The 24,019-nt window shown below is 67.4% G+C and carries 20 protein-coding genes and 1 tRNA gene; 11 read left to right on the forward strand and 10 right to left on the reverse strand.

Annotated features, from left to right (window positions below; translation table 11 throughout):
• The first annotated feature begins 92 nt into the window (after positions 1-92).
• The 3 genes from JHD82_RS05195 (at position 93) to JHD82_RS05205 (ending at position 3,539) form a co-directional block, all read left to right on the forward strand.
• Positions 93-1,046, forward strand: coding sequence for a hydroxymethylglutaryl-CoA lyase (locus tag JHD82_RS05195; protein WP_199135665.1), 954 nt, complete (start codon positions 93-95; stop codon positions 1,044-1,046).
• Positions 1,047-1,085: 39 nt separating this feature from the next.
• Positions 1,086-2,333: a CaiB/BaiF CoA-transferase family protein gene (locus tag JHD82_RS05200; RefSeq protein WP_199135628.1), complete on the forward strand. Its 1,248-nt coding sequence runs from the start codon at positions 1,086-1,088 to the stop codon at positions 2,331-2,333.
• A 144-nt stretch (positions 2,334-2,477) separates the two neighbouring features.
• On the forward strand, positions 2,478-3,539 hold the full coding sequence (locus JHD82_RS05205; RefSeq protein ID WP_012204813.1) for a tripartite tricarboxylate transporter substrate binding protein: 1,062 nt from the start codon (positions 2,478-2,480) through the stop codon (positions 3,537-3,539).
• 96 nt (positions 3,540-3,635) lie between these two features.
• Here JHD82_RS05205 and JHD82_RS05210 read toward each other — a convergent pair whose 3' ends face one another.
• A complete protein-coding gene (locus JHD82_RS05210; protein WP_012204812.1) occupies positions 3,636-6,251 on the reverse strand; it encodes an arginine/lysine/ornithine decarboxylase in 2,616 nt (871 codons plus the stop codon).
• 149 nt (positions 6,252-6,400) lie between these two features.
• Here JHD82_RS05210 and JHD82_RS05215 point away from each other — a divergent pair, with 149 nt between their 5' ends.
• Both JHD82_RS05215 and JHD82_RS05220 read left to right on the forward strand, forming a co-directional pair.
• Positions 6,401-6,826: an NfeD family protein gene (locus tag JHD82_RS05215; RefSeq protein ID WP_012204811.1), complete on the forward strand. Its 426-nt coding sequence runs from the start codon at positions 6,401-6,403 to the stop codon at positions 6,824-6,826.
• Positions 6,827-6,926: 100 nt separating this feature from the next.
• Positions 6,927-7,844 carry an SPFH domain-containing protein gene (locus tag JHD82_RS05220; protein ID WP_012204810.1) on the forward strand — a complete coding sequence of 306 codons (918 nt, stop codon included), beginning with the start codon at positions 6,927-6,929 and terminating at the stop codon, positions 7,842-7,844.
• Between the two features lie 45 nt (positions 7,845-7,889).
• Here the strand turns inward: JHD82_RS05220 and JHD82_RS05225 are convergent, their stop codons facing one another.
• Positions 7,890-8,294, reverse strand: coding sequence for a tautomerase family protein (locus JHD82_RS05225; protein WP_012204809.1), 405 nt, complete (start codon positions 8,292-8,294; stop codon positions 7,890-7,892).
• Between the two features lie 185 nt (positions 8,295-8,479).
• Between JHD82_RS05225 and JHD82_RS05230 the strand changes: the two genes are divergently transcribed.
• Positions 8,480-9,451, forward strand: coding sequence for a LysR substrate-binding domain-containing protein (locus JHD82_RS05230; protein ID WP_199135629.1), 972 nt, complete (start codon positions 8,480-8,482; stop codon positions 9,449-9,451).
• 13 nt (positions 9,452-9,464) lie between these two features.
• Positions 9,465-9,554 (forward strand) — tRNA-Ser (locus tag JHD82_RS05235).
• Positions 9,555-9,679: 125 nt separating this feature from the next.
• Here the strand turns inward: JHD82_RS05235 and JHD82_RS05240 are convergent.
• Both JHD82_RS05240 and JHD82_RS05245 read right to left on the reverse strand, forming a co-directional pair.
• Positions 9,680-10,747, reverse strand: coding sequence for a 2,3-butanediol dehydrogenase (locus JHD82_RS05240; RefSeq protein WP_097202747.1), 1,068 nt, complete (start codon positions 10,745-10,747; stop codon positions 9,680-9,682).
• Between the two features lie 69 nt (positions 10,748-10,816).
• On the reverse strand, positions 10,817-12,619 hold the full coding sequence (locus JHD82_RS05245; protein ID WP_096915907.1) for an NAD(P)/FAD-dependent oxidoreductase: 1,803 nt from the start codon (positions 12,617-12,619) through the stop codon (positions 10,817-10,819).
• Between the two features lie 321 nt (positions 12,620-12,940).
• On the opposite strand from JHD82_RS05245, the gene JHD82_RS05250 reads away from it, so the two are divergent.
• The 3 genes from JHD82_RS05250 to JHD82_RS05255 all read left to right on the forward strand — a co-directional run bounded on the left by JHD82_RS05250 (position 12,941) and on the right by JHD82_RS05255 (position 15,879).
• Positions 12,941-14,884: a sigma-54-dependent Fis family transcriptional regulator gene (locus JHD82_RS05250; RefSeq protein ID WP_199135630.1), complete on the forward strand. Its 1,944-nt coding sequence runs from the start codon at positions 12,941-12,943 to the stop codon at positions 14,882-14,884.
• A gap of 122 nt (positions 14,885-15,006) precedes the next feature.
• Positions 15,007-15,129: a hypothetical protein gene (locus JHD82_RS30275; RefSeq protein ID WP_269848129.1), complete on the forward strand. Its 123-nt coding sequence runs from the start codon at positions 15,007-15,009 to the stop codon at positions 15,127-15,129.
• Positions 15,130-15,264: 135 nt separating this feature from the next.
• Positions 15,265-15,879 carry a hypothetical protein gene (locus tag JHD82_RS05255; RefSeq protein ID WP_016452402.1) on the forward strand — a complete coding sequence of 205 codons (615 nt, stop codon included), beginning with the start codon at positions 15,265-15,267 and terminating at the stop codon, positions 15,877-15,879.
• 45 nt (positions 15,880-15,924) lie between these two features.
• Here JHD82_RS05255 and JHD82_RS05260 read toward each other — a convergent pair whose 3' ends face one another.
• Together JHD82_RS05260 and JHD82_RS05265 are read right to left on the reverse strand one after the other, a co-directional pair.
• Positions 15,925-17,877, reverse strand: a complete 1,953-nt coding sequence (locus tag JHD82_RS05260) for a PAS domain-containing sensor histidine kinase (RefSeq protein ID WP_199135631.1) — start codon at positions 17,875-17,877, stop codon at positions 15,925-15,927.
• A gap of 86 nt (positions 17,878-17,963) precedes the next feature.
• A complete protein-coding gene (locus JHD82_RS05265; protein ID WP_012204803.1) occupies positions 17,964-18,257 on the reverse strand; it encodes a DUF2789 domain-containing protein in 294 nt (97 codons plus the stop codon).
• A 206-nt stretch (positions 18,258-18,463) separates the two neighbouring features.
• Between JHD82_RS05265 and JHD82_RS05270 the strand changes: the two genes are divergently transcribed.
• Entirely contained in the window at positions 18,464-18,727 is a 264-nt protein-coding gene (locus JHD82_RS05270; protein WP_063327954.1) for a hypothetical protein, read from the forward strand.
• 78 nt (positions 18,728-18,805) lie between these two features.
• Here JHD82_RS05270 and JHD82_RS05275 read toward each other — a convergent pair whose 3' ends face one another.
• The 4 genes from JHD82_RS05275 to JHD82_RS05290 form a co-directional block, all read right to left on the reverse strand.
• The gene (locus JHD82_RS05275; protein WP_199135632.1) at positions 18,806-21,184 is read right to left on the reverse strand and encodes a TonB-dependent siderophore receptor; all 2,379 of its coding nucleotides are present in this window, start codon (positions 21,182-21,184) and stop codon (positions 18,806-18,808) included.
• Between the two features lie 212 nt (positions 21,185-21,396).
• Complete coding sequence (locus JHD82_RS05280; RefSeq protein ID WP_199135633.1) at positions 21,397-22,356, reverse strand: FecR family protein; 960 nt, start codon at positions 22,354-22,356, stop codon at positions 21,397-21,399.
• Positions 22,346-22,894, reverse strand: a complete 549-nt coding sequence (locus JHD82_RS05285) for an RNA polymerase sigma factor (RefSeq protein ID WP_199135634.1) — start codon at positions 22,892-22,894, stop codon at positions 22,346-22,348. The genes JHD82_RS05280 and JHD82_RS05285 overlap by 11 nt, the downstream gene beginning before the upstream one ends.
• 120 nt (positions 22,895-23,014) lie before the next feature.
• Entirely contained in the window at positions 23,015-23,971 is a 957-nt protein-coding gene (locus tag JHD82_RS05290) for a LysR family transcriptional regulator (RefSeq protein WP_199135635.1), read from the reverse strand.
• Positions 23,972-24,019 lie beyond the last annotated feature (48 nt).

Raw genomic sequence — 24,019 nt, forward strand, 5'->3', positions numbered from 1 at the left:
TTTCAATAGAGAGAATATAGTTCTATCTATTAGAACCACACAGAACCCCGATGTCAACAGGTGAATCCGCCACCATCGACACCCACCACCGGATGCAACTGCCCATGTCCTCCCACCGTTTTGACGTACTCATCAGCGAAGTCGGCCCGCGCGACGGCCTGCAGTCCGTGGCCTCCACCATGTCCACGGCGCACAAGCTGGCCTGGATCGCCGCGCTGGCCCATGCAGGCCTGCAGGAGATCGAGGTCGGCTCCTTCGTCTCGCCCAAGCTGCTGCCGCAGATGGCCGACGCAGCCGAGGTGGTCGCCCAGGCCATCACCCTGCCGGGCGTCACCGTGATGGCCCTGGCCCCCAATCTGCGCGGCGCCGAGGCCGCGCTGCGCGCCGGCGCCCACAAGGTCACGCTGCCCGTCTCGGCCAGCCCCGCGCACTCCATGGCCAATGTGCGCAAGACGCCCATGCAGATGGTGGACGAGGTGCGGGCCATTGCCGCGCTGCGCGACGAGATCGCGCCGCAGGCCCTGATCGAGGCGGGCATCTCCACGGCCTTCGGCTGCACGCTGCAAGGGCTGGTGCCCGAGGACGAAGTGATTGCACTGGCCCTGGCCTGCGTGGCGGCGGGCGCCGATGAATCGGGCCTGTCCGACACCACGGGCATGGCCAACCCGGCCCAGGTGCGGCACCTGTTCACACGGCTGCGCGCCGAGCTGGGCGAACATGCAGGCGCGGCCCACATGCACAATACGCGCGGCCTGGGCCTGGCCAACTGCCTGGCCGCCTACGAGGCCGGCGTGCGCACCTTCGATGCCTCGCTGGCCGGCCTGGGCGGCTGCCCGTATGCGCCCGGTGCCTCGGGCAACGTGGTCACCGAAGACCTGGTCTTCATGTTCGAGGCCATGGGCATCCGCACCGGCGTGGACATCGATCGCCTGATCGCCGCCCGCCAGCCGCTGGCCGCAGGCCTGCCCGGCGAGGAACTGCACGGCATGACGCCGCTGGCCGGCCTGCCCAAGGGCTTTGTGCCCCGCATCTACGCACCGGCCTGAGCCGCAGCGACAACCCACACATTCATTCACCGTTTTTCCATGAGCCAACCCACTACCCCCGACACGGCCTCAGGCCAGGCCACGCCACTGCCGTACGCAGGCATCCGCGTGGTCGAATTCACGCACATGGTCATGGGCCCGTCCTGCGGCATGATGCTGGCCGACCTGGGCGCCGAAGTCATCAAGATCGAGCCCGTGGGCCATGGCCGCGACGGCGATGCCACGCGCAAGCTGCTGGGCTCGGGCTCGGGCTTTTTCCCGCTGTTCAACCGCAACAAGAAAAGCCTGACGCTGGACCTGCAGACCGAGGAAGGCAAGCAGGCCGCGCTGCGCCTGATCGCCACGGCCGACGTGGTCTGCGAGAACTTCAAGCCCGGCACCATGCGCAAGCTGGGCCTGGACTACGACAGCCTCAAGGACCGCTTCGAGCGTCTCATCTACGTGAGCCACAAGGGCTTTCTGCCCGGCCCCTACGAGCACCGCACGGCGCTGGACGAAGTGGTGCAGATGATGGGCGGCCTGGCCTACATGACAGGCCGCCCCGGCGACCCGCTGCGCGCCGGTGCCAGCGTCAACGACATCATGGGCGGCATGTTCGGCGCCATGGGCGCGATGGCCGCCCTGGCCCAGCGCGAGAAGACCGGGCGCGGCCAGGAAGTGCAAAGCGCGCTGTTCGAGAACAACATCTTCCTGGTCGCCCAGCACATGATGCAGTTCGCCGTCACCGGCAAGCCGGCCGCGCCCATGCCGGCACGCATCTCGGCCTGGGCCATCTACGACGTGTTCGAAGTCCGGGACGGCGAGCAGATCTTCCTGGCCGTGGTCAGCGATGGCGCCTGGCGCCTGTTCTGCGACGCCTTCGGCCTGGGCGAGCTGCGCGACGATCCGCGCCTTGGCAGCAACAACGACCGCGTGCTGGCGCGCAGCTGGCTGATGCCGCTGCTGCGCGAGAAGATGGCCCCGCACAGCGCCGCCCACATTGCGGAGATCTTCGAGAAGAACGGCCTGCCCTTCGCGCCCATCGCACGCCCGCAGGACCTGCTGGAAGACCCGCACCTGAACGCCACGGGCGCGCTGGCTCCCATCACCCTGCCCGATGGCCGCGAGACCAAGACCGTGCTGCTGCCCTTCACGCTGGACGGCAAGCGCCTGGACGTGCGCCTGTCGCCCCCGCGCCTGGGAGAGCACAGCCTGGAGATCCTCACCGCCCTGGGCTACAGCAGCGAGCAGGCCCTGGCCCTGGCCCGGGGCGACACCACCGACAGCCACGCCAAGGCTTCCCACTGAAGCCAGGCTGAGCCACTGAAGGCGCCGCCGTCCACCCGGCGCGCGGCGCCCCTGCAACCTTGCACCCCATCCACCCCACACGGACGACGCTTGCCGCGCGCCCGGCGGGGAGGCCTTTTCCCAAAAATTCCCGGAGACAACACCATGCCCGCCATCCACCGCAACCCGGCCGCCCAAAAACAGATACAGACACTGACACAGACCCAGGCCCGCCCTTGTTCCACCCCGCGCCGCCAGTTGCTGCTGTGCGCCCTGCCCGCATTGGCTGCCGCCCTGCTCCCGCTGGCGGCCCAGGCCCAGCCTGACCACTGGCCCTCACGCGCCGTGCGCATGGTCGTGCCCTACACGCCGGGCGGCGGCACGGACGCGGTCGCGCGCCAGATCAGCGAGCGCGTGGGCACGCTGAACAAATGGACCGTGGTCGTGGACAACAAGCCCGGCGCGGGCGGCAACATCGGCCTGGATGCAGTGGCCAAGTCCGCGCCGGATGGCTATACCTTCGGCATGGGCCAGACCGCCAACCTCGCCATCAACCCCGCCCTGCTGCCCAGCATGCCCTTCAACCCGCGCACCGACCTGATCCCCGTGGCCCTGGTCGCCGCCCAGCCCACGGTGCTGGTCGTGCCGCAGGACTCGCCATGGAAGTCGGTGCAGGACCTGGTCAAGGCCGCCAAGGCCGACCCGGGCGGCATCCGCCAGGGCCTGGCATCGACGGGCACGGTAGGCCACCTGGCCGGCGAGATGCTGGCCTTCAAGGCCGGCATCCAGGTGCTCAACGTGCCCTACAAGGGCGCAGCGCCGGCCGTGACCGACCTGCTGGGCAAGCAGACGCACTACATGTTCGGCACGCCCCAGGCCGTCTATCCGCTGCTCAAGGGCGGCAAGCTGCGCGCCCTGGCCGTGACCTCGGCCAAGCGCCTGCCCATCCTGCCCGAGGTGCCCACCGTGGCCGAATCGGGCTATGCAGGCTTCGAGGCGGTGGACTGGAAGCTCATCGTCGCGCCCAAGGGCACGCCGGCTGCCATCGTGCAGAAGATGAACACCGCCGTGAACGCGGCGCTGCAGCAGCCAGCCGTGCAGCAGCAATTGCAGGCCGAGGGCAGCACGGCCCTGGGCGGCAGCATTCAGGATGCGGCCCAATACCTGCTCAAGGAACAGACGGACTGGGCCGCGCTGATCCGCGACGCAAAGATACGCCTGGAGTGACCACGGAATAACGACGCCGCAGCGGCGCAATGAAAAAGGCGCGGAGCCCCTTTCGGGACCCGCGCCTTTTTGATGGGCCGTCAGCCGGCCCGGCGATCAGATCGTGCGGCCGAAGGGACCATCGTCCCCCACCTGCACCATCTTGCGGCCGCGCGCAGGCTTGGCTGCCGTGCCGACTTCGGGCGCGGCCGGCTGCGCCTTGCGCGCTGCGGGGCGCTTGGCAGGCGCCTTGACCGCGGCGGCCTTGGCAACCTTGGCGGCCGGCTTGGCTGCCGGTTTCGCTGCCGGTTTCGCGGCTGCCTTGGCAACTGTCTTGGCGGCTGCCTTGGCAGCAGGCTTGGCTGCAGTCTTCACGGCCTTCTTCGCAGCAGGCTTGCCACCTGCCGGCGTCTTGCGCGCCGGCGCGGTCGCGGCCACGCAGTCGGCGTAGTAGCGCACTTCGCCATCTTCGCCTTGCAGTTCCACCAGGCCGTGGATGTCGGTCTCGAAGCCTGGGCACTCCTTGGCGAACTCGCGCGCAAACAGCAGGTAGTCCACGATCTTGCGGTTGAACACTTCGCCGGGAATCAGCAGCGGAATGCCGGGCGGGTACGGCGTGACCAGGCCCACGGTGATGCGGCCTTCCAGGTGGTCGATCTCCACGCGCTCGGTCTTGCGCTGCGCGATGTGGGCGTAGGCATCGGTGGGCTTCATGGCGGGCTGCAGGTCCGACAGGTACATCTCGGTCGTCAGGCGGGCGATGTCGTACTTGGCGTACAGCTGGTGCACGTGCTGGCACAGGTCGCGCAGGCCCATGCGCTCGTAGCGGCGGTGCTGCTGGCAGAACTCGGGCAGGATGCGCGCCAGCGGCTGGTTGCGGTCGTAGTCGTCCTTGAACTGCTGCAGCGCCGTCAGCATGGTGTTCCAGCGGCCCTTGGTGATGCCGATGGTGAACATGATGAAGAACGAGTACAGGCCCGTCTTCTCCACCACCACGCCGTGCTCGGCCAGGTACTTGGTCACGATGGAGGCAGGGATGCCCGTGTCCGAGAAATCGCCGTCCAGGTCCAGGCCCGGCGTCACGATGGTGGACTTGATCGGGTCCAGCATGTTGAAGCCGTCGGCCAGCTCGCCGAAGCCGTGCCAGTTGTCGAACTCCTTGCCGTTCTTGGCCTTGGAGCGCTTGGGCGCCGCGTCATGGCCGCGGATGATCCAGTCCTGGGCCGAGCCCACGCCTTCATCGGCCAGCTTCTCGGGACCCCAGACCTCGAACCACCAGTCGTCGTCGCCGAACTCGTCCTCCACCTTGCGCATGGCGCGGCGGAAGTCCAGCGCCTCCAGAATGGACTCCTCCACCAGGGCCGTGCCACCGGGCGGCTCCATCATCGCGGCGGCCACGTCGCAGCTGGCGATGATGCTGTACTGCGGGCTGGTCGAGGTGTGCATCAGGTACGCCTCGTTGAACAGGTGGTGGTCCAGCTTTTCGGTCTGGCTGTCCTGCACCAGCACATGCGAGGCCTGGCTGATGCCGGCCAGCAGCTTGTGGATGGACTGCGTGGCATACACCACCGAGTGCTTGGGGCGCGCGCGCTTCTTGCCCATGGCGTGGTAGCTGCCATAGAACGGGTGGAAGGCCGCGTGCGGCAGCCAGGCCTCGTCGAAGTGCAGGTTGGCCACATAGCCGTCCAGCATGCTCTTGATGGTCTCGGTGTTGTAGAGCACGCCGTCGTAGGTGGACTGCGTCAGCGTCAGCACGCGCGGCTTGACCGTCTTGGCATCCACGCCCTTGAGCAGCGGATTGGCCGCGATCTTGGCCTGGATGGACTCCACCGAGAACTCGCTTTGCGGGATCGGGCCGATGATGCCGAAGTGGTTGCGCGTGGGCTTGAGGAACACCGGAATCGCACCCGTCATGATGATGGAGTGCAGGATGGACTTGTGGCAGTTGCGGTCCACAACGACCACGTCGCCGGGCGCCACGGCGTGGTGCCAGACGATCTTGTTCGACGTGGACGTGCCGTTGGTCACGAAGTAGCAATGGTCGGCATTGAAGATGCGGGCGGCATTGCGCTCGCTCTCGCCGATGGCGCCGTTGTGGTCCAGCAGCTGGCCCAGCTCCTCCACCGCGTTGCACACGTCGGCGCGCAGCATGTTCTCGCCGTAGAACTGGTGGTACATCTGGCCCACGGGGCTTTTCAGGAAGGCCACGCCGCCCGAGTGTCCGGGGCAGTGCCAGCTGTAGGAGCCGTCTTCCGCATAGTCCAGCAGCGCCTTGAAGAACGGCGGCTGCACGCCTTCCAGGTAGCTCTTGGCTTCGCGGATGATGTGCTTGGCCACGAACTCCGGCGTGTCCTCGAACATGTGGATGAAGCCGTGCAGCTCGCGCAGGATGTCGTTGGGCAGGTGGCGGCTGGTCTTGGTCTCGCCGTAGATGTAGATCGGCACATCGGCGTTCTTGCGGCGCACTTCGCCGATGAAGCTGCGCAGGCTGTGGATCACGGGATCGGTTCCGCCATCGCCCAGCGAGAACTCCTCGTCATCGATGGACAGAATGAAGGCACTGGCCCGGCTTTGCTGCTGCGCGAATTGCGACAGGTCGCCGTAGCTGGTCACGCCCAGCACCTCGAAACCTTCCTCCTCGATGGCCTGGGCCAGGGCGCGGATGCCCAGGCCCGAGGTGTTCTCGGAGCGGTAGTCCTCGTCGATGATGACGATGGGAAAGCGAAACTTCATGGGGGCAGCCTCCGTAACCTGAGCGGGCCAAAAAACGAAACAGGCGCGAAGTGTAAGGAATATCCTTATTGCGCCTTTGAAGCGTGCGGATTTTCACCCAGAATGTGCTGCACTAAACACAAGCAACTGTCACAAAGGGAGTCTCACGCATGGAATATTCCACCATCTGGTGGCTAGTCGCCGGCGCCTTGGTCATCGCCGAGCTGCTGACCGGCAGCTTCTATCTGCTGATGCTGGCGCTGGGCGCCATCGTCGGCGCGCTGTGCGCGCATGCGGGCCTGGCGCCCATTGCACAGATCATCATCGCCGCCGCGCTGGGCAGCGCCTTCGTGCTGGCCTGCTATCTGGTGCGCCGCCGCCAGCCCAGCCGCCAGCCGGCATCGAGCAACCGCGATGTCAACCTCGACATAGGCGAGTCCGTCATGGTCGAGCAATGGAATTCCGACGGCACGGCCCAGGTCCGCTACCGTGGCGCCCAATGGACCGTGATCGGCCGCCCGGGCAACCTGCCCTCGGCCGGCATGCACCGCGTGGCCGAGGTCGTCGGCAACCGGCTGCTCGTGGACAAGCTCTGAGCCACCGCTGCACCTCTTGCGCACACCTGGGGATGCAGTCCTCGCGCCCCTTCGCCTCACCCTCTTGTTTCACTGAATGCCCTCCGGGCTTGGAGACACCATGGAAATCGCCATCGTCATCGCCGTCATCGCGGCCATCTTCATCGCACGATCCGTCAAGGTCGTGCCCCAGCAGCACGCCTGGGTCAAGGAACGCCTTGGCAAGTACGCCGGCACGCTTACGCCGGGCCTGAACTTCCTCGTGCCCTTCGTGGACCGCGTGGCCTACAAGCACAGCCTCAAGGAAATCCCGCTGGATGTGCCCAGCCAGGTCTGCATCACGCGCGACAACACCCAGCTGCAGGTGGACGGCATCCTCTACTTCCAGGTCACCGATCCCATGCGCGCCAGCTACGGCTCGTCCAACTACATCATGGCCGTCACCCAGCTGGCCCAGACCTCGCTGCGCAGCGTGATCGGCAAGCTCGAACTGGACAAGACCTTCGAGGAGCGCGACATGATCAACGCCCAGGTGGTCTCCGCCATCGACGAGGCCGCGCTCAACTGGGGCGTGAAGGTGCTGCGCTATGAAATCAAGGACCTGACACCGCCGGCCGAAATCCTGCGCTCCATGCAGGCCCAGATCACGGCCGAGCGCGAAAAGCGCGCCCTGATCGCCGCCTCCGAAGGCCGCCGCCAGGAACAGATCAACATCGCCACCGGCGAGCGCGAAGCCTTCATCGCACGCTCCGAAGGCGAGAAGCAGGCCGTCATCAACAAGGCCCAGGGCGAGGCCGAATCCATCAAGGCCGTGGCTGACGCCACCGCCCAGGCCATCGAACGCGTGGCCAACGCCATCCGCCAGCCCGGCGGCGAACAGGCCGTGCAGCTCAAGGTGGCCGAAAAGGCCGTCGAGGCCTACAGCCAGGTGGCATCGGACGCCACCACCACCTTGATCGTTCCCAGCAACATGACCGAGGTATCGAGCCTGATCACCTCGGCCATGAAGATGATCCAGACCGGACAGCGCACCAGCTGAGATCTGCCGGAACCCCACGAAGAACGGGCCATCGCGGCCCGTTTTTCATTGCGCGCCGGTCTGCTGCACCAGTGCCATGGCGAAGCGCCCATGGCCCACGGACCAGTCCGAGTAGTCGTTCTCATGCATGAAGATGAACACATCGGCCGGCGCAACCCCGGCCCCCTCGTGCAGGTTGCGCGCAATGGCCGCATACAAGGCCTTCTTCATCGCGTCGCTGCGTCCGCGCCGCATGGTGATCTCGACCACCACCACCGCATCCGAACGCGCCACCCCGTTGAAACTGCGGCTGAACGCGAACTGCCCGGGAGCGTACGGGTGCACCATGTTGAACAGCTCGTCCTCGGGCATGCCGATGCCTTGCACCAGCGCCTGGTGGATGCCCTGCACGACGGCATCGCGCTGGGAAGTGGAGGTGGACTGGGGCAGATAGGTGTGGACGAAGGGCATGGTGCTATGTGCTTTGGGATCGAATTGAAAGGGGGAGTCCGGCCAGAATCCACGCAGGAATTGCCGGCCGAAGCGGCAAATCTATCCACCGGCCCATTGCCTGAAAAGCGATGATTTGGCCGGTTCTATGTACCTGGAACTCACATAGCCTCCACCCGCCCGTGACCCGACTCATGACCCCACCCATGACCCGCCGCCTGCCCCCGCTGGCCGCCCTGCGCGCCTTTGAAGCTGCCGCACGCCTGGGCCGCATGACGGCGGCGGCAGACGAGCTGTGCGTCTCGCCCGGCGCCGTCAGCCGCCAGGTACGGCAGCTGGAGCAGCACCTGGGCCTGGCGCTGTTCGCGGGCACCAAGGCCCGCCCCACGCTCACCGCAGCGGCGCGCACCCTGCAGCCCGCGCTCACCCAGGCCTTCGAGCAGATCCATGAGGCGGTGCGCAGCCTGGGCGACGCCCACGAAGGCCCGCTGGACGTGGCCTGCTTCAGCACCTTCACCGTCAAATGGCTGATCCCCCGGCTGTTCGACTTCCACGCGCACCACCCCGGCATCGAGGTGCGCCTGCGCACCACGGACACCGGCACCGACGCTGCACGCGAAGGCTGCGACCTGCTCATCACGGCCATCCCCACCGACAGCAGCGGCAACAGCGGCCAGGCCATTGCAGACGACGAGTTGGCCCTGCCGCTTTTCGACGAGTACCTGGGCCCCGTGATGTCCCCCGCAATGGCCGGGCCTGTCGCGCGGCCCCAGGACCTGGCCAGTCTCCCCTTGCTGCACACGCGCGGCCGGCGCAACGCCTGGGACCTGTGGGCCGACTCCATGGGCATGGCCCCGCCCGCAGCGGCCGGCCCCGTCTACGAGCACTACTACTTCACGCTGGAAGCGGCGCTGCGCGGCCTGGGTGCAGCCGTTGCTCCCTGGCACCTGGTGATGGACGACGTGCAGGCCGGCCGCCTGCTGGCACCCTTCGGCTTCACGGCCTCCGGCTACCGCTACCTGGCACTTCGCCGCAGCACCGCCGCGCCTGCCCGGCTCGACACCCTGTGCACGTGGCTGCAGGCGCAGGTGCGGGCCATGCCGCAAGCGCCAGCCGTCCAAGGCATGCCGATCACGCCGGCAGGCAACTTCGCCGCCGCCCCCAAAAATCGATGCTAGAATCGCGGTCTTCGGAGAGGTGGATGAGCGGTTTAAGTCGCACGCCTGGAAAGCGTGTGTGGGCTAATCCCCACCGCGGGTTCGAATCCCGCCCTCTCCGCCAAAATGATCTAAGCCCTTGATTGATTCAATCAAGGGCTTTTTTCTTTGCGCAGCGTGACCACACGGCAGGCATCAGGCGAACCCGCTCCTGATGGCAGCGGGTTCGATTCAGGCCTGCCGCCCGGGCTACCTGAGCCGTGGCTGCACGATGATCTTCACCGCCGATTCGTTGTTGTGAATCAGCGTGTCGAAGCCCTGCGCCACCAGGTCATCGAGCTGGATGCGCTGGGTGATGAAGGGCTCGAGGTTGATCTTTCCCTCCTCGACCAGCTTGATGGTTTCCTGGTGGTCGTTGCAGTAGGCAATGGTGCCGCGCACGTCCAGCTCCTTCATGACCACGCTGTGCACGTTGATGGTGGCCGGATGGCTCCAGATGGACACGATCACCACCACGCCCGTGGCCTTCGTCACGGCCACCAGCGTGTCCAGCACCTTGTTCACGCTGGAGCATTCGAACGACACATCCACGCCCTTGCCGCCGGTGAGCTTCATCACCTCGGCCACCACGTCCACTTCGGAAGGGTCGAGGATGTGATCGGCCACGCCCGATTCACGCGCCTTCTGCTTGCGCTTGGCGCTCAGTTCGGTGATGACCACCGTCAGGCCCTTGGCCTTCAGGATGGCGGACAGCAGCAGGCCGATGGGGCCTGCGCCGCCGACCAGCGCCACATCACCCGCCTTCGCTCCGCTGCGGGTGTAGGCATGGTGGCCCACGGACAGCGGCTCGATCAGCGCGGCCTGGTCCAGTGGAATGGCACTGGAGATCGGGTGCACCCAGCGGCGCTTGACCGCAATCCGCTCGGACAGCCCGCCGCCGCGCCCGCCCAGGCCGATGAAATTCATGTCCTTGGACAGGTGGTAGTGGTCGCCCGGCCCCGTGGGCACGTCGTCGGCCACGATGTAGGGCTCCACCACGACGTGCTGGCCGACCTTGATATCGTCGACGCCCGCGCCCACGGCGTACACCACGCCGGAGAACTCGTGCCCCATGGTGATGGGTGCGGACTCGCCCGAGATGGGGTGCGGATGGCCGCAGGGCGGAATGAAGATCGGCCCTTCCATGAACTCATGCAAATCCGTGCCGCAGATGCCGCACCAGGCCACCTCGATGCCCACGGTGCCGGGCTCCACCACGGGTTCGGGGATGTCTTCGATGCGGATGTCGCCCCGGTCGTAGAAACGTGCTGCTTTCATGATTGAACTTTCTGTTTTGCAAGGCTGGGTTGGCGGGCGGCACAGCCGCCCCATGGCGATTATTCGGCCTTACCGCAGGTGATGAACTTGCTGCAGGTCATAGACACGCACTGGCAGGCCTTCCTGCCGCGCCTTGAGCTGCAGCGCCAGGTACAGCGAGTAGTGGCGCGACTGGTGCAGGTTGCCGCCGTGGAACCACAGCGCCTCTTGCTGCGTGGGCTTCCACATGTTGCGCTGCTCGCCCTCCCACGGTCCCGGGTCCTTGGTGGTGTCCGAGCCCAGGCCCCAGACCTTGCCCACCTTGTCTGCCACCTCCTGGCTGATCAGGTCGGCCACCCAGCCGTTCATGGAGCCATAGCCGGTCGCGTAGACCACCAGGTCCGCCGGCAGCTCGGTGCCATCGGCCAGCACCACCGCGTTTTCCGACAGGTGGCTGATCTGCTTGCCCGCCTGCAGCTTGATGCTGCCGTCGATCACCAGATCGCAAGCCCCCACATCGATGTAGTAGCCCGAGGCGCGGCGCAGGTACTTCATGAAAAGGCCCGAGTCGTCATCACCGAAGTCCAGCATGAAGCCGGTCGCCTCCAGTTTGCGGTAGAAGTCCGCGTCGCGCTCGCGGATGCGGTCGTACACCGGCACCTGGAAGTCGGCCATGATGCGGTAGGGCAGCGAGGCGAAGATCAGGTCCGCCTTCCTGGTCGTCACGCCGCTGGCCACGGCGCGCTCCGAATACAGGTCGCCCAGGCCGATGTCCATCAGCGAATCGGAGCGCACGATGTGCGTGGACGAGCGCTGCACCATGGTCACATCGGCGCCGTGCTCCCAAAGGGCCGCGCAGATGTCGTGCGCTGAATTGTTGGCGCCGATCACCACCACCTTCTTGCCCGCATAGGCATCCGGGCCATGGTGCTGGGACGAGTGCTGCTGCTCGCCCTTGAAGACGTCCTGGCCCTTGATCTTGGGCACATTCGCCTTGCCCGACATGCCGGTGGCGAACACCACATGCCTGGGGCGCAGCACCTGCGTCTCGCCGTTTCGCTCCACGGTCACTTCCCATTCCTGCCTGTCCTCATCGAAGCGGGCGTTCAGGCAATCGGTGGAGGGCCAGTAGTTGACCTCCATCACCTTGGTGTACATCTCCAGCCAGTCGCCGATCTTGTCCTTGGGCGCGAACACGGGCCAGTTGTCCGGGAAAGGCATGTACGGCAGGTGGTCGTACCAGACCGGGTCGTGCAGGCACAGCGATTTATAGCGATTGCGCCACTGGTCGCCGGGGCGCGCCTGGCGGTCGATGACGATGTGCGATACCCCCAGCTGGCGCAGCCGCGCGCCCAGCGCAATGCCGCCCTGGCCGCCGCCGATGACGAGCACGAAAGGCTGCTTGTCGCGGCCCAGCTCCTGGGCCTCCTGCTGGCGGCGTTCCAGCCAGGTCTGGCGGCCACGCCGGATGCCGTGCTCGGCCCCCATAGGGCGGCGCGTGCCCATGGGTTCCTCATGGCCCTTGAGCTCCTGGGCGGCCGTCAGCAGCGTCCAGATGCGCCCGTCCCTGATGCGGACATGGCCGCCGCCGCGCGCATGGCGCGTGTCGATCACGATCCAGGCGGACACCACGCCATCGGCCTCCTCCACCGTCTCGCGCTCGTCCAGCGAAAAGCGCACGGGCGCCGCGGCGTCCAGCTGCGCAGCCAGCATGTCGGCGATCTGGCTGCGCCCTTCCATGGTCTTGATGTTCCAGGTCAGCAGCACCAGGTCGCGCCAATAGCATTCATCGGCGAACAGGCGGCTGGCGGCCGCGAAGTCGCGGTCTCCCAGGGCATGGTTGAGTTGGTCAAGCAGCGCCTTGGCGCGGGCGTTGGGCGTCGTATCGGTCATGGTTGTCTCCTTGATGCGGTCATGCCCGCTGGTTTTTCTTCGGGCAGGCGCTCTTACGCAATCACCATGCCAGGCAGGCCCGGCGGCAGGATGCGCCAGGCAAATCAAGGGGTTGCCTGCGCGCCTCCGGTACAAACCCTGAGCCTTGCACCCCGCTGCCCGGCGTTGCCGCCCGCGACAGGTGGGGCAGCCCTGCGACACCTGTCGCACCAGGCGTGCTGCAGCGCAGCAGGGGCAGTGGGTAAGTCTTGATTGGCGCTGCGCCGCACAGGGCACAGAATCGTCTGCGGCACGTTCAAAGCCCGCATCGACTCCACGCCCATGCAGTCCTACGCCTCGCACATCCAGGAAATCGAAGCCTTTGGCCTCGGCTACTCCAACCGCGGCCAAGAGCGCGACCGCGCCGTGCTGCGCAGCTGGCGCCGCTGCATCGACTCCCACCGGCTCGACCCGGCGCATACCAGCGAAGCCCACATCGTGACCGACGGCCAGCTGCGCGCGCACCGCGAGGAATCCGAGCCGCTGATCCACATCGCCCGCCATGCGCTGGAGCGGCTGTACCAGCAGCTCAAGGGCCTGGACTACGTGCTGCTGCTGGCGGACCGGCACGGCGTGGCCGTGGACTTCCTCGGGCACGAGGCCGATGCTGGCGACCTGCGCCGCGCGGGCCTGTACCTGGGCGCGCAATGGCGCGAGGACCACTCGGGCACCTCGGCCGTGGGCGCCTGCCTGGAAACGGGCGAGGCGCTGACCGTGCACCAGAGCGACCATTTCGACTTCACCCACACCGGCCTGTCCTGCACGGCCGCGCCCATCTACGACATGCACGGAGAACTCGCGGCGGTGCTGGACCTGTCGCTGCTGCGCTCGCCCGCCGAGCGGGCCAGCCAGAACCTGGCGCTGAACCTCGTCGTGGCCGCCGCGCGGCGCGTGGAGCAGGCCAACCTGATGGCCCAGTCCGGCCAGGACTGGGTGGTGCGCCTGGCGCAGTCGCCCGATTTCCTCGACGTCGATCCCGACGCCTCCATCAGCGTGGACGCACGGGGCCGCATCCGCGCCATGACCCACGCAGGCGCCCGCCTGCTGGTGGCCGCCGCGCAGCTGGACTGGCGCCAGCGCCACAAGCTCATCGGCCAGCCGCTGGAGCGCTTCTTCGACGTGGACCTGCGCCACCTTCCCGAGCTGCGCCGCCATCGCCCGGCGCAGGAGCGCATCATCCGCGCCCGCGACGGCAGCATCCTCTTCGCCCATGCCATGGAGCCACAGCGCCCGACACGCCGCCTGCGCGCGCAGGCCATGCCGGCGCAGCCCCCGCTGCCGGCAGCGCTGCAGGCGCTGGACACGGGGGATGCCAGGCTGCAGACGCTGCTGCGCAAGGCCGCACGGCTCGCGCCGCAAACGCTGCCCATCCTGGTGCAGGGGGAGACCGGCGCAGGCAAGGAATACCTGGCCCGCGCGCTGCATGCCAGCAGCGGCCGCAGCGGCGCCTTCGTCGCCATCAACTGCGCGGCCATTCCAGAGGCGCTGCTGGAAAGCGAGCTGTTCGGCTACCTGCCCGGCACCTGGACCGGCGGCGCCAGCAAGGGCCGCGAGGGCCTGATCGCCGCGGCGCACGAAGGCACGCTGTTCCTCGACGAGATCGGCGATATGCCACTGGCCCTGCAAGCCAAGCTGCTGCGTGTCCTGTCCGAATCCGAAATCACCCCGCTGGGCGCCCGCGCGCCACGGGCGGTGTCCGTTCGCGTCATCTCGGCCTCACACCGGCCGCTGGCCGAATTGGTGCGGCGCGGCAGCTTCCGCGAAGACCTGCTTTACCGCCTCAATGCCGCCGAGCTGCAACTGCCCGCCCTGCGCCAGCGCAGCGACCTGCAGGCGATTGCCGACCAGATGCTCGCCACGCTGGGCAGCCATCTGCACCTGGGCGACGCGGCCCGCGCGCTGCTGGCCGCGCACGCCTGGCCCGGCAACCTGCGCGAGCTGCACAACGCGCTGCGCTACGCCGCAGCCCTGTGCGGGAACGATGGCGACGGCAGCATCGAGCCCGACCACCTGCCCGATGCGCTGCACGGCAACCCGCCCTGCACCGCCGCCCTGGCCAGCAACACCAGCGAGCCCGCCGCACAGGCGCTGGAGCAACTGCTTGCCCAATGCCAGGGCAACGTCTCCGAGGCCGCGCGCCAGCTCGGCGTCAGCCGCTCCACCATCCACCGCCGCATCCAGCAGCTGCAGCTTGGCGTGCGTCATGCCCAATGGCGCGGGCCATAGGGCCAAGCGGCAACGGGCAACCGGCAACCGGCAATCCCGAAGCATCGCTGACACGGTGTTACAGCAGCTGCGGCGTTCACCAGTAGATTGGCGCGTTTCGTCCATTGCAGCCCCAAAAAAAGATGAAACCCAAGATCAACTTCATTGAACGCGAGCGCCTGTTCCGGCGGGAACTGAAACGGCGAAAGGTCAGGTTCCTGCCCATGCAGGTATTGCGCCGGCTGTTCAAGAAGGCAGGTGTCTGAGCCCTCCCCCACGGCTGCGACAACTGAAGCAGGTCCGGCTGCGCATGCAGCCTGGTCACACCCGCCGCATTCAGCGCTACACTGCCCGGCTCGCTGCCCATGGGCGATGCAATGAATACGGCCGGGTGACTTGGCATGTATGGGCAGCTTTGGCTTTGGATTGCCCCAGAAAAACGGGAGAGTGGCTTGCCGATATACAGCTTGTCTTGTGCCAATTGCTCCGCTCCACTGGAGATTGGAAGTGATACGGAACGCTTCATCTGCGCGCATTGCGGAAGCGCCCAAATTCTTGAACGTCAAGGCGGAATCATTTCACTGAAAAAGGTGGAAAACTCCCTTCACGCCATCCAACGGGGCACGGATCGCACAGCGGCAGAACTGGCCATTCCAAGGCTGACGCAAGAAAAGCAGCAGATTCTTGCGCTGCGTGCACAAGCGTTGGAAGCCCATCAAAAGAAGCGTGCGCACGCACGCGGCCGAAGGTTGAAGCTGGCCGGCATCAGCTTCCTCGTCCTGCTTCTTGCGGGTCCTACGGCGATAAACCAGATCAAGATGACTGCCCTCAACACTGCGCTCACGTTGGCGTGGATGCTTTCCTTGATCGTCATACCCGTTCTTGTTTTTCTAAAAACAAGGATGCCGCGGAGTACTTCCGCGCAGCAGGTCATCAGTGATTACGACGCGCAACTGGCGTCGATTGAAGCCCACCTGCAGGCCAATCGCGCCATTGTTTCCACCCTGCCATCTTGATGTGATGGCTTGCGAAAACGCTTCGCAGGCCATCTCCATGGGAGCTCACGCCCTCATCAACTGATGCAGCAACTGGCTCAGATCCTCCTGCGAATAAGGCTTGGCCAGCCGCGTCATTCCAGGCGGCAGCGCCGGGATGTCTGCAAAGCCGCTGGCCAGGATGAAATTCAAGCCTGGATACCGCTGCGCAATGTGTTCGGCCAGCTCGACGCCGTTCATACCGGGCATGGCGTAGTCGGAGATGACCACGTCAAAGCGTGCCTGGCGCGCCAGCAGGTCGATGGCCTCCTGCCCGGCGCCGAGGGCCGTGACACGGTGGCCCAGGTCCTCCAGCAGGGCCGAGGCGTTGGCCAGCACCAGCGGGTCGTCGTCCACCAGCAGCACGTCCATGGGTCCCACGTCCTGCGTGCGCTGGGCGCCCAGGTGGCAGGCCGTGCTCTCGTCCTTGGAGATGGGCATCCACATCTCCACCGTGGTGCCGTTGCCCGGTGTGCTGTGCAGCACGAGCTTGCCGCCGGATTGGGCCACCAGCCCGTCCACCATGGCCAGGCCCAGGCCGGTGCCCTTGCCCACGCCCTTGGTGGTGAAGAAGGGCTCGACCACGCGGGACAGCGTCTGCTCGTCCATGCCCTCGCCGGTGTCCTCCACGCGCACGCAGACATACGAGCCTGCGGCAAGGCCTGCAAGCTGGCGCGGCAGCGTCGTTTCCACGGCCGCCGCGATCTTGATGACGCCGCCGCCCGGCATGGCGTCGCGCGAGTTGGCAACGAGGTTGAGCATGCTGCTCTCGAACTGGCTGGGGTCGGTGAGGATGCGCGGCAGGTTGGCGGCAAGGGCCATCTTGAGAAAGATATGCGGGCCGGCCGCCTGCTGCAGCAGGCCTTGCAGGCCCGACAGCAGCACCGCCACATCCACCGCCTGCGTCTTCAATTCCTGCTGCCGCGCAAAGGCCATCATGCGCTGGGTCAGCGAGGCGCCACGCTGGGCGCCGCGCGTGGCGGTCTCCACCAGCGCGCGCAGCCGCTCGTCGGGCGGCATGCGCTTGCGCAGCAGCTCAAGGCTGCTGAGCACGGCCATCAGCAGGTTGTTGAAGTCATGGGCCACGCCGCCCGTGAAGCGGCCGATGGCCTCCATCTTCAAGGCCTGGCGCAGCTGGGATTCGGCGGCCTTGCGCTCGGTCACATCGCGGGTGACCTTGGCAAAGCCGAGCAGCCGGCCCTCATCGTAGATGGCATCGATGACCACCGAGGCCCAAAAGCGCGAGCCATCCTTGCGCACGCGCAGGCCTTCGGCCTCCATGCGGCCCGTGCTGACCGCCGTGCGCAGCCCCGCCTGGGGCAGCCCGGCCTGCTGGTCTTCGGGCGTGTAAAAGCGCGAGAAATGGGTGTTGAGGACCTCCTCCTCCTCATATCCCTTGATGCGCTTGGCGCCCAGGTTCCAGCTCACGATGCGGCCTTCGGGGTCGAGCATGTAGATCGCATAGTCGGTCACGCTTTGCACCAGCAAGGCAAAGCTGCGCTCGGCGCTGGAAAGCGGGCTGGACAGGGGCGGCGGCTCGGACGGCGGCGCGGACAGCGGCGTTGCAGGCGAGTGCGCATCGGCCTCGCGCACGCACAGCAGCAACGCCGGGCTGCCGTCCGGCAGCCGTATGCGCGCTGTGCTCGAAGCCACGGGCCTCTCGCGCCCTGAACAGGTCAGCAGCGGCCAGCAGCTGGCCTGCCTAGGCTGTGCGGCCTGGGCAGGCTCCCATTGGCGGCTTGCCCAGCCTGAGCGCGCAGCCTGGGCCACGAAACGCTCTTCGAAGACACTGCCCTCCAGCGCATCTCCGGAGTGGTCCAGCAGGCTGCGGGCCTGGCGGTTGCAGTGGGCCAGACGGCCGTCGAGCCCGACGACAAAGACGGCGTCGGGAAACGCATCCAGAACGGCGTGGCCCGGGTCAAGGGGCAAGAGAGCGTCGGAGCCTGGAGAGGCCGACGCCAGACCATTCGAGGTCAGCATGTGAGCGACTCCGTAGGCAAATGGGTTGAATGCGCCGCGAAAATTGTAAGCAGCACGGATTCATCGCAAGCGGTTGCATCACAGGATCAGGGACGCGCTTCCTGCTCGTGCTCGGAAGCCGCCGGGGCAGGCACGGCGTCCAGGTCGGGCTCGGAATGCAAGGCTTCGCTGAGCTGGTCCACCACCAGCGCCCAGGTCGCATCGGCATGCCACTGCTGCGAGAACAGGGCGCGTTGCGCGTCGGTCCAGAACGGCGCGTCCACCAGCAGCGTGTTTTTCTCCAGGCGGTGCGAAAGAATGAACTGACGGATGCCCTCCGGGCTGGAGTCCAATCCCAGCTGATCGAAGAGGTTGGTCATGGTGGGTTCGGCTGTGATCATGGTGTGTCCTTTTTGGGTGTGGCGGGGGTTGGTGCAAGGCTAGAAGCTCGGCCGGCAGCCCCATGTCGGACACCGAAGCAAGCTACCGTCGGAAGCCCTTCTGCGCTTGGGCCGCAGTGCCCGCGCACAGCACAGCCCTGCTCCTACAAGGCAGCACCAGCGCACTGGCGCACCATGCAGCCATCTCATCACAGGACACCTGTTCCATGAAAAAACTGCTGCTTGCCACCGCCATTTCCCTTGCCTTCGCCGCAGGCCTGTCGCCCGCCCACGCCCAGGTGGGCAAGGCCGCCTCCGAGGCCGCCGACGCCGCCGACCACAAGGTGAAGGAAAAGCAGGCCGACGCCAAGGCCAAGGACAGCGGGCCGGTCGGCAAGGCCGTGAACAACGTCAAGTCGGACTACCACAAGAAGCGCTCCAAGCAGTCGGCAGACAACGCCAAGGAATCGCTGAAGAAGGCGACCGAGTAAACGGCACCGCCCGGATGGACAAAGGCCCACTTGCGTGGGCCTTTGTCTTTTGCAGAGGCCGGCGCTGCCGGCGCGGTCTCAGAAGCTGTGCCGCAGCGTCACCATCACATTGCGCGGCGCACCGGGCAGGTTCAGGTTGGGGCTGGTGCCGTGGGCCGAGACGATATAGCGGCGGTCGAACAGGTTGCGCAGGTTCAGCTGCACCGTGGTGGCACGGCCGATGCGGTACTGGGCCATGGCGTCCACCACCGTGTAGGCGGGCAGCGTGACGGTGTTGCCGGGGTTGGCAAAGCGGTCGCCCACGTAGTTGAGGCCGCCGCCCACGGTCCAGGCATCGCCCAGGCGCTGGGTGAGCCAGGCAGACAGGGAGCTCCTGGGCGTGATGGTGGCGCGCTTGCCCTGCACGGGCTGGCCGGCGTCCACGGTGGTGGATTCGGTGACCACGGCATCCAGGTAGGCGTAGCTGAAGGTGGCCTGGGTGCCGGGGCGCAGTTCGCCGGACAGCGACAGCTCCAGGCCCCGCGTGCGCTGCGTGCCGATGGGGATCAGTTGGGTGGGCTGGGCCGGGTTGGTGGTCTTGATGTCGGTGCGTTCCAGCTGGAACAGCGATGCCGTCGCCATGGCCTTGCCGTCCATCAGGTCCCATTTGCCGCCCACTTCATAGTTGGTGGTGCTTTCCGGCTTGATGGCGGCATTGGTGGCCGACAGCGCAAACATCTCGGCCGAAGGCTGGTAGGAGCGGCTGACCGACAGGTAATAGGACTGCACTGCATCGGGCTGCCACACCAGGCCGGCGCGCGGGCTCCAGGTGGAGTCCGTGCGGCTGAAGTCGCTCTGGCCGGCCAGGCGGTTGTCGGTTTCCTGGCCGAAGCGGTCATAGCGCAGGCCCACCAGCAGCTTCCACTGCGGCGACAGCGTGACCTGGTCCTGCAGGTACAGGGCCCGCGTGAGGTAGCGGTTGAGCGTGCTGCCGCTCAGGGTGCCGCCGCCGTTGAGCGGGGCCACGGGCAACACGGGGTTCCAGAGGTTCACATTGGCCAGGGTGCCGCCGCTGTAGGACAGCGCATCCTTGTTCTGCTGGCCCAGCTCCAGGCCGTAGAGCACTTCATGCTGCACGCTGCCGGTGCGCAAGTTCTGGATCAGTTCGGTCTGGTTGAAGATGCCGTGCTCGTTGCGGTCCACGCCCGAGCGGGTCAGCGCCACGGTGCCGGCCGCCTCGTTGGTGGTGCCGGCCGGCAAGGTGTTCTGGCGGTCCAGCTCGTAGTGGTAGTAGCGCAGCGCGTTGCGCACGCGCAGCGTGTCCGAGAAGCGGTGGTTGAAGGTGGCGGTGAAGGAGCCCACGGTGGATTCGGAGGTGTCCGCATCGCGCGCATTGGCCGAGCCGTAGTAGGTGCCGGGCGCCACATCCACGGGGCGGCCGCGGTAGGCGGGAATGCCGAAGTCGGTGACGCGCTTGTCGCGCAGCAGCTCGGCCTGCAGCGTCAGCGAGGTATTGCCGTCCGGCTTCCACATGACGGAGGGGGCGATGGTCTCGCGCTTGAGGAACTGCTGGCTGCGGTAGCTGTTGGCGTCTTCGGCGGCGCCGGTGACGCGCCAGGACCAGTCGCTGCCTTCCGGCGCACGGCCCACATCGAATTCGGCACGCTTGTCGGCCCAGCTTCCAATGCTGACGGCCACGTCGGAGACATTGACGCCCGGCTTCTTGGTCACGCGGTTGACCAGGCCGCCCGAGGAACCCCGGCCATAGAGCACGGCGGCCGGGCCCTTGACGACTTCCACGCGCTCGATGTTGGAGAGGTCGCGGAAATACAGCGCATCGTCGCGAAAGCCATCCACGAACTGGTCGCCGATGCTGGTGAAGCCGCGGATGCTGACCTGGTCGCGCTGGCCGTCGCCGTGCGACAGGCCGATGCCGGCCACGTTGCGCAGCGTGTCCTGCAGCGAGGTGGCGGCCTGGTCGCGCATGACCTGCTGGGGGATCACGTTGATGGTCTGGGGCACGTCGCGCAGCGGCGCCTCGGTCTTGGTGCCGCTGGCGGCCGAGGGGGCGTAGTAGGCCGTGTCCTCCGCGCGCGAGGCCAGCACGCGCACTTCTGCCATGACGGCACCCGCCGCGCCGGAGCTGGCAGCCGGGCCGCCGCTGCGCTCCACGGTGAAGGTGCGCTCATCCTGCGCACGCACCTGCAGGCCGCTTCCGGCCAGCAGGCGCTGCAGGGCCTCGCGCACTTCCAGCGTGCCGCGCAGCGCGGGCGCCTGCAGGCCCTGGGCCACATCGGTGAGGAAGATGATCTGGGCGCCGCTTTGGCGCGCCAGCGCGTTCAGCGACTGGGCCAGCGGCTGGGCCGGCAGGTCCACGGCCAGGGGCTGGGCATGGGCCAGGCCGGCAATGCACAGTGCGGCGGCCATGGCCGCGATGCGAAGGCGCGGCAGGCCGGTGACGGTAGGGGAAGGGTTCATGGCGACATCTCTCCTGAGGCGTTGGATACGGAATACGGGGTACGGCGGTGGCGGCATGCCCCTCCAGGGCCAGCTCGGGCCCGGGCGCGATGCCGGTCTGCCTGTAAGCCGCTGCAGCGCGCAGGTTTGTACACATGGCCACGGAAAATTTCTGGATCAGGCCAGCGGCTGCAGGGACAACTGCCGGGCGGCCTACCTGCGTCTACCTGCGCCTACCTGTGGCGCGTGGAGATCAGCACGCGGCCGTCGTTCTCATGCCGCACCTGCACGGGCGCAAGGCGGGGCAGCAGGTCCAGCAGCTGGTCGATATGGTCCAGGTCGAACTGCCCCGAGATGCGCAGCTGCGCCGCATGCCGGTCGGCCAGCACGATGGGTGCGCTGCGGTAGCGCTGCATCTGCGCCACGGCCTCGGACAGCGGCGTGCCGTCCAGCACCAGGCGGCCCTCCCGCCAGGCCAGGGCGGCCAGGGCAGCGGCGCCGTCGCCCGCCTCTGCCGGCACGAGCTGCGGCAGCGGCCGGCCGGCGCGCGTGCGCAGTTGCTGGCCGGTGGACAGCTCCACGGGTGCGCCGCCACCCTCCATGGAATGCACGCGCACCCTGCCCTGCAGCACGGTGATGTCGGCACCATCCTCATGGCGGTGCACGCCGAACACGGTGCCGATGTCCTGCACCACCACGCCGCCGGCCTGCACGGTGAAGGGCCGCTGCAGCCAGGGCACCCAGCCGTGCCAGAAGGCATGGGATACCTCGAAGGACGCCTCCCCCTGGTCCAGCACCAGGCGGCGCGAGCGCAGGTGCAGCACCACTTGCACGCGCGAGCCGGTGTTCAGCCGCACCTCGCTGCCATCGGCCAGTTGCCAGCTCTGGCGCTGGCCCACGGCTGTCGCCAGGGTCTGGCGCTGCAGCGCGGGGTCGGCCCAGAGCAGCAGCGCCAGCGCCGCCAGGGCCGCAGCCGTGCCTGCGCGCAGCGCCCTGCGCTGGCGCAGCTTCTGGCGCTGGGCGGCGGCCTGCTCGATTTCCTCGGGCGTGGGCAGGTGCCGGCGCAGCATGTCGGCAAAGGGGGCCAGGGCGTCATCGACGGGCAGATGGGCGCTGCGCCCCGAAGACTGCGCAGAAGCACCCTGGCGCGCGCTGCGCGTGCCGCCTGTGCTGCGCGTGATCTCAGGCGGCATGGTCGGCCATGAGCACGGGCTGCACATCGCGCAGCGCACGCGCCAGATGGCGGGCCACCATGCCGCGCGAGATGCCCATGCGCTGTGCGGCCTCTTCCTGCGGCATGCCGTAGAGCTTGGTGAGGATGAAGGCCTCGCGGCTGGCCTGGGGCAGTTGCTCTATCGCCACCAGCAGCGCGCGCTGGCGCTGGGCGGCGGCCACGGCCAGCTCGGGCGGGGACAGCGGCATGGCTGCGGCGGGGGCAAGGCGCTCTTCCAGCTCGGCGCCATCGAAGGGCGTTTCGGGCCGGCGCGCCTGGGCGCGGTGGCGGTCTATGGCCAGGTCGCGCGCCAGATGCCGCAGAAAGGCCAGCGGGTTGGCAATGCCCTGGGGAACGGGCCGCTCCATCAACCGCAGGCACAGCTCGTTGACGATTTCGCGGGGCTGGCATTCATCGCCGAAGCGGTGGCGCAGGAAACCGACCAGTTCGTCATAGTGCTGCACCAGCTGGGCCAGCAGGGGCTCGGCGGGCGGTTGTAGCGTGGAGGGGGACGGCATGGAGGAAAAGCCAATCGCGAAGAAGATCGCAAATGATTCTTATTATCCTATGCAGTTGCCATGCTTACCGTTGGCAAACCGGGCGGTGACGCGCCGCCGCAACAGCGGCGGGCGAACGGCTCAGGGCAGCGGCGCGCGCATTCCGGTGAGTCCCGGCATGACCTCCCGCATGGCCGCGATGAAGGCACGCAGCCGCGCCGGCTGGTGGCGCGCCGGCGGATACACCACGTGCACGGGCAGCGGCGCGGCCTGCCAGTCCGGGGCCAGGTGCACCAGGCGGCCCGCCTCCAGATCGTCGCGCACGATCCAGGCCGAGGCCAGGGCCGCACCCAGCCCGCCCAGGGCGGCGTTGCGCAGCGCATAAAGGCTGTCGGTGCTGAGCCGGGGCTCGAACTGCAGGCGCCAGGATTTGCACACCCGCTCATCGCCCACGCGGTGCAGTTCCAGCTCGCGCTGGTAGAAAGTGCGCAGCGCAATCCAGGGCAGCCCCTGCAGCTCGCGCGGGTGCTGGGGCACGCTGCCCTGCCCCAGCAAGGCAGGCGCGGCCACGGCAATGCGCGGCACCTCGGCCACGCGCAGCGCGACCACCGATGGATCGACCACGGCGCCCACCTGCACGGCGCAGTCGATGCCCTCGGCAATGAAGTCCGGCTGGCGGTCATGCAGCAGCCACTCGACCTTGACGGCCGGATGGCGGCCCAGGAACTGCAGCAGCGGCGCCATGAGCTGGTCCTGGCCGAAGGCGTGGGGCGCGACCACGCGCAGCAGGCCGCGCGGCGTGTCCTGGGCGCCGCGCAGGTCGGACTCCAGCGCCCGCCATGTATCGAGCAGTTCGCGCGCATGGGCCAGGCAGCGCTCTCCGTCGTCGGTCAGCGCCATGGCGTGGGTGGAGCGCCGCAGCAGGCGCAGGCCCAGCGCGCGCTCCAGCGTCTGCAGGCGCCGGCTGACCGTGGGCTGGGTGGTGGACATCTGCTGCGCGGCGGCCGAGAGGCTGCCGCTTTCGACGATGCGCACAAAGGTCTGCAGCAGTTCGATGCGGTCTGCGCCCGAAGGCAGGGAGAGGTCGTCGATGGTCATACGCCAAGCGTATATCGATTCTGCGAATGCAGCCACTACCGTTGGTTG

Origin of the sequence: Delftia sp. ASV31 (assembly GCF_016428765.1) — a bacterium.
In the GTDB taxonomy this organism is placed as follows: domain Bacteria; phylum Pseudomonadota; class Gammaproteobacteria; order Burkholderiales; family Burkholderiaceae_C; genus Comamonas; species Comamonas acidovorans.